The following is an 8,845-nucleotide window of genomic DNA, read 5'->3' on the forward strand; positions in this document are numbered from 1 at the left end:
GGTAGTTTGACTGGGGCGGTCGCCTCCCAAAGTGTAACGGAAGCGCGCGATGTGGGCTCAGAGCGGTCGAAATTCGCTCGACGAGTGCAATGGCATAAGCCCGCCTGACTGCAAGACTGACAAGTCGAGCAGAGACGAAAGTCGGCCATAGTGATCCGGTGGCTCCACGTGGACGGGCCATCGCTCAACGGATAAAAGGTACGCCGGGGATAACAGGCTGATGACTCCCAAGAGTCCATATCGACGGAGTCGTTTGGCACCTCGATGTCGGCTCATCACATCCTGGGGCTGGAGCAGGTCCCAAGGGTTCGGCTGTTCGCCGATTAAAGTGGTACGTGAGCTGGGTTTAGAACGTCGTGAGACAGTTCGGTCCCTATCTGCCGTGGGTGTCGGAGTTTTGCGAGGATCTGTCCCTAGTACGAGAGGACCGGGATGGACATACCTCTGGTGCACCGGTTGTCACGCCAGTGGCATGGCCGGGTAGCTAAGTATGGACGGGATAACCGCTGAAAGCATCTAAGCGGGAAACCCACCTCTAAACCAGAGCTCCCTTGAGAGCCGTGACAGACCATCACGTCGATAGGAGGCATGTGGACGGGCAGCAATGTCTGAAGCTAAGCCTTACTAATCGCTCGATCGGCTTGATCTCGACCCCACAAACCGCGCCATGCGCAGCAGCAAGCCTGCTCAAAACAGCAGCTTGACAGCACGCGCCGCAGTTCGATACTCCTCACATCACTTGCACTGAACAAGCATATGCGCTTTTGGGAATGAGCGTCGGTCTTGTGCCTTGGTGACCTGGTGGTCATGGCGAGGTGTCAAACACCCGATCCCATCCCGAACTCGGCCGTGAAAAGCCTCCGCGCCAATGGTACTGCGTCTTAAGACGTGGGAGAGTAGGTCGCCGCCAGGTCACTCAGGCACAAGAGACGCTTAAACCAAAAGCTAAGCTTGCATCTTCATCCAACACCCAGAAACGCCCCGGCTCCAAAAAGCCGGGGCGTTTCAGTTTTTTCGCTGTTTCTTTCGTGCTGTTGCGGCAGCGGCTATTCTGCTTCCGGTGAATTCGGCTTACTGGACCGCTGGTCCAGGAAAAAGCGCAGCATCTCCGCCGATGCGTCCGGGCCTTGCGGATCGGTGTAGGAACCGGACGGGCTGCCCCCGGCCCAGGCGTGGCCGGCGCCATGGATGGTCCAATGCTCGCACAGTGTCCGGCCGTCGGGCGTGCGGTGGATGCTGCGGCTGTAGCTGCGGCCACCTGGCTTGTGGCCCTGCAGCACCTCCGCCCGCGAACCCGATCCGTCGCTGGCCTGAGATGCGACGTCGTCGCCGTTGCTGGGATGAACGACGTGGTCGCGGTCGCCATGGAAGACGATGGTGGGCACCATGGGGCGGGTCGGCGACGCCTTCCTGTGGTGACCGCCGCCCTGGTGCATGGCGGCGAGGGCGGAGGGAAGGTCGTGTGCGGCGCCGGCCGGCAAGCCCGAATGCACACCGACCGCGGCATAAAGGTCCGGATAGGTGGTGCCCATGATGGCGGCCGCGGCACCGCCGGCCGACAGCCCGGCAATGTAGATGCGCTGCGGATCCACGCGATGGTCGCGCATGATGTCGCGGGTGATGCCGGCGATCAGCGCCGGTTCCCCTTCATCGCGCCGCTGGTCCTCCGGCCTGAACCAGTTCCAGCAGCGCTGGGCATTGGCCAACGCCGGCTGTTCCGGATAGGCGACGAGCAGTCCATGCAACTCGGCCAAGGCGTTCATCCCGGTGCCGGCGGCGAAATCGTCGGGAGACTGGGTGCAGCCGTGCAGCATCACCACCAACGGACGCGGTCCATCGCCGGGATTGGCCGGGACATAGAGTTTGTAGGCACGGGTTCCCGCCGTTCCGCTGTGCGACAGCGTCACGAAGGACGCGCCATCCGGCAGCGGATCGGGGCTCGGGTGCGGGGCGCCGCCGTGCAGACCGGTCGGTTTGAAGCGTGCGGCGAGGCCGCGCAGGGTCTCGCCCAGTCCGGTCCGCGGCCTGGATCGGGTTCCGTCCGTGGTCCCGGACTCGGGACTGGGCCGGCTGCCGGCATCCGTCGCCGGATCGAGTCTCACGAACTCCCCCTCCAGCGTGGCTCCCGGGCTGGCCGTTTCGGGTTGCCTCTCGTCCTTTCCTTGCAGAAGGCGCTGGATGAGGCGCGTCGCCTCGGTGAGTTTGCCGGCTTTCGTCAGGCGGGCAGCCTCGACCATGCCCGGCGGCAGACCGGGCGGAAGGATGTGGGGCATTTTGAGCTTTCTCGGTTCGAGGTGGGCGCAGGCGAGGGGCTGGGCCGGAATTCGTCAGCGCATGCGGTCGGCGAGGGCGGTCTTGACCGCGGCCGGGGCGTGCAGCGCACCCAGCACGCTCAGCGAAGCGATGGTGGAGCGGGCCAGATCGGGCGTGACGTCCTGGGCGATGGTGGCGAGGCCGAGGACGCGGATGTCCAGCATCTCGCCCGCCGCCTGCACCGCTTCCAGATCGGCCCGCGTGAAGTGGCGCAGGCCAAGATCGACGCTTTTGCGCGCCACCATTTGCCGAACCACCTCGGCATGCCGGTCGACCTGATTGCGGATGGCGGTCCGGATGAAATCGGTGCGGTTCGAATAGAACCCTTCCTCGACCAGCAGATCGATGTGGCCGAGATCGACATAGCCGAGATTGATCGTGATCTTCTCGCTGTCGACCGCCTTGGGTCGAAGGGTGCGTTCGCTCTCAGCCATCGGATTTCCATCCATTCACCATCTGTGTGGATGGTAAATGGAGGGTAAGCCGGGACAGTTCAAGGTGGCATCCGCAATTTTCCTGGACGACCACCGGAGGGCGGCATCCGGGCGGCAGGACGTGCCGGCCGGGGCGCTCACCCCGTTCGGTTCAAAGCGCAGCGACCTGCGTCCCATGCCGGTCCTGCGTTTCGCGGGGCCGCCCGGCGGTTGCCAGCCTTGCCTGGACCGCCGTCTTTTCGGTCAGCAGCAGGTCGTAGGTGATGCGCGCGCCATAGGCGCCGGGATCGGTCGGATCGACCCGCACCCGGTCGAAGGCGAGCACGCGGGTGGCCAGGGTGAAGCCCTCCTTCAGGTCGTGGGTGACCATGAAGACGGTCATCTTCCGCTCCGACCACAGACGCAGCAGCAGCTCGTACATCTGCGCCTTGGTGCCGGCGTCGAGCGCGCCGAACGGTTCGTCCAGCAGCAGCACCTTCGGCTTCAGGATCAGCGCCTGGGCGATGGCGAGGCGCTGCTGCATGCCGCCGGACAGCTCCGCCGGATATTTGCGCAGATGGTCGCCGAGACCGACCGCCGCCAGAATTCCCTTGGCTTCCTCCTCGGCGGCGCGGCGGCGGGCACCGAACAGCCTGCCAAGGAAACGCGACCCCTCGAACTCGCGGCCGAGGATGACATTCTCCAGCACCGTCAGGTGGGGAAAGACCGAATAGCGCTGGAACACCACGCCGCGGTCGGGGCCGGGTTCGGCCACCAGCGGCCGGCCGTCGAGGAGAATGCCGCCGCGCGTCGGCCGTTCCTGGCCGAGCAGCATGCGCAGGAAGGTGGTCTTGCCACAGCCGGACGGGCCGACCAGGGCGCAGAACTCGCCGGACGGGATCTCCAGATCGACGCGCTCCAGCACCACCTGACCCGGATATTCCTTCCACAGGCCGCGAACGGACACATGGCTCATGCGGACCCCTTTCCGGCCTTCAGCCAGGGAAAACAGCGGGCGTTGAACAGGCGCAGCAGATAGTCCGAGACGAAGGCCAGCAGCGTGATCCAGGCGACATAGGGCAGGATGACGTCCATCGCCAGATAGCGCCGGACCAGGAAGATGCGGTAGCCCAGACCCTCGGTCGCGGCGATGGCCTCCGCCGAGATCAGGAACAGCCAGGCCGGACCGAGCGAGAGCCGCACCGCATCGACCAGCCGCGGCAGCATCTGCGGCAGCACCACCCGCAGCACGATCTGCCAGGTGCTGCCGCCCAGCGTCTGCGCCTTGACGATCTGCTCGGCCGGCAGTTCGCCGGTGCGCATGGCGAGGTCGCGGATCAGGAAGGGCGTCACGCCGACGACGATCAGCACGACCTTGGACAGCTCGTCCAGGCCGAAGACGATGAACAGCACCGGCAGCACCGCCATCGGCGGCACCATCGACAGGATGGCGACGAAGGGCGACAGGCCGGCCCGCACATAGGGGATCAGCCCCATGGCGATGCCGATCACCAGCGCCGCCGCCGTCGCAACCCCGAGGCCGAGGCCGAGCCGGTGCAGGCTGGCCAGCGTGTCCGCCCACATCAGATAATCGCCGGTACGCGGGTCGGGGGTGAAGGCGATCCGTGCGACCGCTGCCGCCATCGCCGACAGCGGCGGCAGCAGCTTGTCGTTCGGATTCTCGGCCAGCCGCAGGGCGGAGGCGACGGCATAGAGCGCCGCCGCACCCAGGAAGGGGAGGGCACCCCAGAAGACGATGCCCCCGCGCCCCGGCCGCCGGTTGATGATCCGGCGCATCGATCAGAGCGCCCCGGCGGCGGCTTGCTTCATCACCTCCGCATCGAAGCGCAGCTTCACGTTCTTGGCGTCGCCCAGGATCGTGCCGCCGGGGAAGGCGATGCCCACCGCGTCGCGGCTCCGCGCACCCTCGCCGAGCAGCCCGTGGTCGAAGGAGAAGGTCCGCACCAGATCCATGGTCTTGACCAGATCGGACCCGGTGGCGAAGCCCACCGCGTCTGCCGGGGTATAGAACATCTTCGTGGTGACCAGCTGCTGCTTGTAGCCGGCCAGATCGGTGCCCGACGCCTTGGCCATCGCCTCCAGCGCCGCCTTGCCTTCCGGGGCGTCGGGCTTGGTCATCAGCCCCATGATCTCGTACCAGGCGCCGACCAGCGCCTTGGCGAAGGCCGGATTGTCCTTCATGGTGGCGGAGTTGACCACCATCAGGTCCATGATCTCGCCGGGCACCTTGGAGCTGTCGAACACCAGGGTGGCGCCCTGGGTCTTGACGACCTCGCTCAGCTGCGGGTTCCAGGTGACGGTGGCGGTGACGTCGGGCGAGGAGGTGAAGGCCGACACGATGTCGGCATCGGCGGTGTTGACCACCGTCACGTCCTTCTCGCGCAGGCCCACCGAATCGAGCCCGCGGGCCAGCAGGTAATGCGACACCGACAGTTCCACCAGATTGACCTTCTGGCCCTTGATGTCCTTCAGGGTCTTGCCCTTCTTCAGGACGATGCCGTCATTGCCGTTGGAATAGTCGCCGGCGATCACGGCGGTCGAATCGACGCCGCCCGCCGCCGGGATGGTCAGCGCGTCCATGTTGGTCATGACGCAGCCGTCGAAGGCGCCGGCGGTGTATTGGTTGATCGATTCGACATAGTCGTTGATCTGCACGATGTCGATCTTGATGCCGTACTTGTCGGCCCATTTCTTCATGATGCCGCTGTCGGCGGCATAGCCCCACGGCATCCATCCGGCGTAGATCGACCATGCCACCCGGAAACTCTTCTTCTCCGCCGCGAAGGCCGGCGACTGGACGGCCGCAACAGTGGCGGCGAGGGCCACGCCGAACACGACGCGCTTGAGCAAGGTCCGCATCTTCAAAATCCCCTTCCCGTTGAGTGTGGTCAGCGTGTGTGGTCAGCGCGCCAGCCAGCGGCGCCAGCCGCCGTGGGCGGTGATGTCCTCCGCGCCGTCGAGCGCAATGGGTTCGCACAGGAAGCCCTTCACGCCCGTACCGTCCTCCAGCGTCACCGTGCCGATCGCCATCGGCGGCGGCACCTCGGCGACGAAGCTGCCGAAGGCGGCCTCGGTCAGCTCCCAAAGCTCCAGCTCGATGCCGCCGGCGCCGTCCGGATCGCGGACCAGCCCCGGCTTGGCCGGGCTGGTGCCGGCCAGCGCATAAAGGCGGTAGCCGCCGGCCGTCCGCGTCGTGCCAACCAGACGGGCCTGCCGGCCGGTCAGCTGGTGGTTCAGCGGCTGGCCGGTCAGATGGGCGCCGACAACGGCCAGCCGCACCGTGCCGGGGGCCGGTGCCGTCACGTCCAGCGCCGGCCCGGTCGGAATCTGACCGGTGGCGCCGATGGGCAGCGCCTGGGCGCGGTGGAAGCGGTCGGCCAGCGCCGCCAACGCCCCATCGGCGAAAGCCCGGCCGATCAGCGTCACGCCGAAGGGCAGGCCCTTTTTCGGGCCGTCCTCGCGGAAACCGGCCGGCACGGCGATGGCCGACAAATCCATCAGGTTCACGAAATTGGTGTAGAGGCCGAGGTTGCTGTTCAGCCGCACCGGATCGGCCAGCAGCTCCGCGATGCTGTAGGTCGTGCCGGTGGTGGGCAGCAGGAAGACGTCCATCTTCGCCCATTCGGCCTCCGCCCGGCGGGTCAGCTCGGCCAGCCGGTAGAAGCCGGCGAAGGCGTCCGCCGCGCCGATCTTCGCCGCACCCAGCACGATGCCGCGCACCACCGGGTGGATGGAGTCGGGCTTGGTCTCGGCGAAGTCGCGGATGGCGGCCAGCCGCTCCGCCACCCAGGGGCCGGAATAGAGCAGCTGTGCCGCCTCGCGGAAGGGGGTGAAGTCCACCTCCACCGCCGTGCCGCCCAGCGCCGTCAGCCGCTCGACGGCCGACCGGAACAGGGCCGCCGCCGCTCCGTCGCCGAAGAACTCCAGCCCGTCCACCGGCACGCCGAAGCGGAAGCCGACCGGCCAGGACGCCGGCTGCACGGCGGCGGGCGGGGCCTTGCGGGAATAGGCGTCGGCTTCGTCATAGGCGCCGGCCACCCGCAGCACCGCCAGCGCGTCGCCCGCCGTGCCGGCGAAGATCGACACCACGTCCTGGGTGCGGCAGGCCGGCAGCACGCCCGAGGTGCTGACCAGCCCCTTGGTCGGCTTCAGCCCGACGATGTTGTTGAAGGCGGCCGGAACCCGCCCCGATCCCGCCGTGTCGGTGCCGAGCGCGAAGCTGACCAGCCCCGCCCCGACGGCGACGCCCGACCCGGCGCTCGACCCGCCCGACACGTAACGCTCGTCGAACACCGACGAACAGGCGCCATAGGGGGAGCGGATGCCGACCAGCCCGGTGGCGAACTGGTCGAGGTTGGTCTTGCCGATCAGGATGGCGCCGGCTTCGGCCAGCCGCCGCACCACGGTGGCGGAGCTGTCGGGAACGAAGGCGAAGTCGGGACAGCCGGCGGTGGTCGGCAGGCCGGCGGCGTCGATGTTGTCCTTCACCGCGAAGGGGATGCCGAACAGCGGCAGCTCCGCTCCCGCCGCCTTGCGGGCGCTTGCGGCCTCCAACTGCCGGCGGGCGTCGGCCTGCGGCACGAGATGGATCCACACCGGCCGTTCACCGCGTGCGGCGATGCGGGCATAGACCTCGTCCAGCACCGCCTTAGGCGTCAGGCTGCCGTCGGCATAGGCGGCTGAGAGCGCCGCGATTTCCAGAGTGATGGTCATGATGGTCTTCCTCAGGCGGCTTCGGGCAGCAGGACGGCCAGGGTCTGGCCCAGTGTCACCGCCTGCCCCTCGGCGCAGCGGATCTCGGCGACCGTGCCGGCCATCGGCGCGGCGACGGCGATCTCCATTTTCATCGATTCCACGATCAGCAGCGGGTCTCCCGCCTTGACCCTGCTGCCCGGCTCCGCGGCGATCTTCCAGACGCTGCCGGGCACCGGGCTCGGCACCGCCTCGCCGCCGGGGGGCAGGTCGGCGTCGGCCTCCGCCGCGCCGCCGTCCGGCAGGTCCGTCGCGTAGCCGATCTGGCCGGACGCCTCCCAGCGTGCCCGTTCCGCCTCGAAGGCCGCCTGCTGGCGGGTCTTGAAGGCGGCGACGCTGTCGCGGTTCTCCGCCAGGAAGCGGCGGTAGTCGGCGAGGCGGAAGCTCTCCTCCTCGATGCGCAGGCTGGCCCGGCCGAGCGGGAAGTCGGCGCGGAAGGCCATCAGCTCGTCATGGCTGACGGGGTGGAAGCGGATCTGGTCGAAGTGGCGCAGCAGCCAGGGCTTGCCCGGCTCGAAGGCGTCGGTGCTCCGGTGGGTGTTCCACATCTGGCAGGTGCGGCCGACGAACTGGTAGCCGCCCGGCCCCTCCATGCCATAGACGCACATGTAGGCGCCGCCGATGCCCACCGCGTTCTCCGGCGTCCAGGTGCGGGCCGGGTTGTATTTGGTGGTGACGAGGCGGTGGCGCGGATCGACCGGCGTCGCCACCGGGGCGCCGAGATAGACGTCGCCCAGCCCGAGCACGAGATAGCTGGCGTCGAAGACGATGCGCTTCACCGCCTCGATGTCGTCCAGCCCGTTGATGCGGCGGATGAACTCGATGTTGCTCGGGCACCAGGGGGCGTCGGCGCGCACTGACTGCATGTATTTGGAAATGGCGAGGCGGGTGGCCTCGTCGTCCCAGGACAGCGGCAGGTGGATGATGCGCGTCGGCACCGCCAGATCGTCGATGGCGGCAAGCTCGTCCTCGGCGCCGACCAGCCGGTCGAGCAGATCGCCGAGCGGCAGGCGTCGGTTGTCGTAATGGATCTGGAGCGAGCGGATGCCGGGAGTCAGGTCGAGAATCCCCGGCAACGCCTGCGCCCGCAGCCAGCTCTGGAGCGCGTGGACACGGAAGCGCAGGTCGAGATCCAGCACCAGCGGGCCGTACTCGATCAGCAGATATTTGTCGCCGGCCCGGCGGTAGACGACGGCCGGACGGCTGGCGGTCGCCGGAATGCTGTGGAGGAGGGGGGAATCAGGTCGGCGCGGGCCGGCTTCACGTCCTCCTGCACCAGACCGAAATGATAGCCCGGCAGGGTGGGATAGGGGTTGGCGGCGGCGCGCAGGGTCACCGTCAACTCG

The 8,845-nt window shown here is 67.7% G+C and carries 8 protein-coding genes and 2 rRNA genes; 2 read left to right on the forward strand and 8 right to left on the reverse strand.

All coding sequences use genetic code 11. The features are described from left to right. Together I71_RS20850 and rrf are read left to right on the forward strand one after the other, a co-directional pair. Nucleotides 1-649, forward strand: a 23S ribosomal RNA gene (locus I71_RS20850); the annotation flags it as partial. Between the two features lie 148 nt (nt 650-797). Further along, nucleotides 798-913 (forward strand): 5S ribosomal RNA (gene rrf / locus I71_RS20855). A gap of 133 nt (nt 914-1,046) precedes the next feature. Here the strand turns inward: rrf and I71_RS20860 are convergent. The 8 genes from I71_RS20860 to I71_RS38875 form a co-directional block, all read right to left on the reverse strand. Then, a complete protein-coding gene (locus I71_RS20860) occupies nt 1,047-2,273 on the reverse strand; it encodes a PHB depolymerase family esterase (RefSeq protein ID WP_042697498.1) in 1,227 nt (408 codons plus the stop codon). Between the two features lie 54 nt (nt 2,274-2,327). Continuing rightward, a complete protein-coding gene (locus I71_RS20865) occupies nt 2,328-2,747 on the reverse strand; it encodes a CopG family transcriptional regulator (RefSeq protein WP_042697500.1) in 420 nt (139 codons plus the stop codon). 151 nt (nt 2,748-2,898) lie between these two features. Next, nucleotides 2,899-3,702 (reverse strand): ABC transporter ATP-binding protein, encoded by an 804-nt coding sequence (locus tag I71_RS20870; protein ID WP_042697503.1) that lies wholly within the window; start codon nt 3,700-3,702, stop codon nt 2,899-2,901. After that, nucleotides 3,699-4,523, reverse strand: coding sequence for an ABC transporter permease (locus I71_RS20875; protein ID WP_042697506.1), 825 nt, complete (start codon nt 4,521-4,523; stop codon nt 3,699-3,701). The genes I71_RS20870 and I71_RS20875 overlap by 4 nt, the downstream gene beginning before the upstream one ends. A gap of 3 nt (nt 4,524-4,526) precedes the next feature. Further along, nucleotides 4,527-5,606 (reverse strand): putative urea ABC transporter substrate-binding protein, encoded by a 1,080-nt coding sequence (locus I71_RS20880; protein ID WP_199902217.1) that lies wholly within the window; start codon nt 5,604-5,606, stop codon nt 4,527-4,529. Nucleotides 5,607-5,648: 42 nt separating this feature from the next. Continuing rightward, nucleotides 5,649-7,460, reverse strand: a complete 1,812-nt coding sequence (gene atzF / locus I71_RS20885) for an allophanate hydrolase (protein WP_042697509.1) — start codon at nt 7,458-7,460, stop codon at nt 5,649-5,651. Nucleotides 7,461-7,471: 11 nt separating this feature from the next. After that, nucleotides 7,472-8,638 (reverse strand): carboxyltransferase domain-containing protein, encoded by a 1,167-nt coding sequence (locus I71_RS20890; protein WP_244433957.1) that lies wholly within the window; start codon nt 8,636-8,638, stop codon nt 7,472-7,474. Nucleotides 8,639-8,655: 17 nt separating this feature from the next. Then, nucleotides 8,656-8,845: hypothetical protein (locus I71_RS38875; protein ID WP_199902218.1), on the reverse strand; the 190-nt coding region annotated here is incomplete at its 5' end.

This window comes from Azospirillum sp. B506, from assembly GCF_000333595.1.
Taxonomy (GTDB): Bacteria; Pseudomonadota; Alphaproteobacteria; order Azospirillales; family Azospirillaceae; genus Azospirillum.

Excerpts from the sequence above, each read along its gene's own strand:
- I71_RS20865 (WP_042697500.1), bottom strand. The coding sequence starts at position 2,747 with ATGGCTGAGAGCGAACGCACCCTTCGACCCAAGGCGGTCGACAGCGAG.
- I71_RS20870 (WP_042697503.1), bottom strand. The coding sequence starts at position 3,702 with ATGAGCCATGTGTCCGTTCGCGGCCTGTGGAAGGAATATCCGGGTCAG.
- I71_RS20875 (WP_042697506.1), bottom strand. The coding sequence starts at position 4,523 with ATGCGCCGGATCATCAACCGGCGGCCGGGGCGCGGGGGCATCGTCTTC.
- I71_RS20860 (WP_042697498.1), bottom strand. The coding sequence starts at position 2,273 with ATGCCCCACATCCTTCCGCCCGGTCTGCCGCCGGGCATGGTCGAGGCT.
- I71_RS20880 (WP_199902217.1), bottom strand. The coding sequence starts at position 5,606 with ATGCGGACCTTGCTCAAGCGCGTCGTGTTCGGCGTGGCCCTCGCCGCC.
- atzF (WP_042697509.1), bottom strand. The coding sequence starts at position 7,460 with ATGACCATCACTCTGGAAATCGCGGCGCTCTCAGCCGCCTATGCCGAC.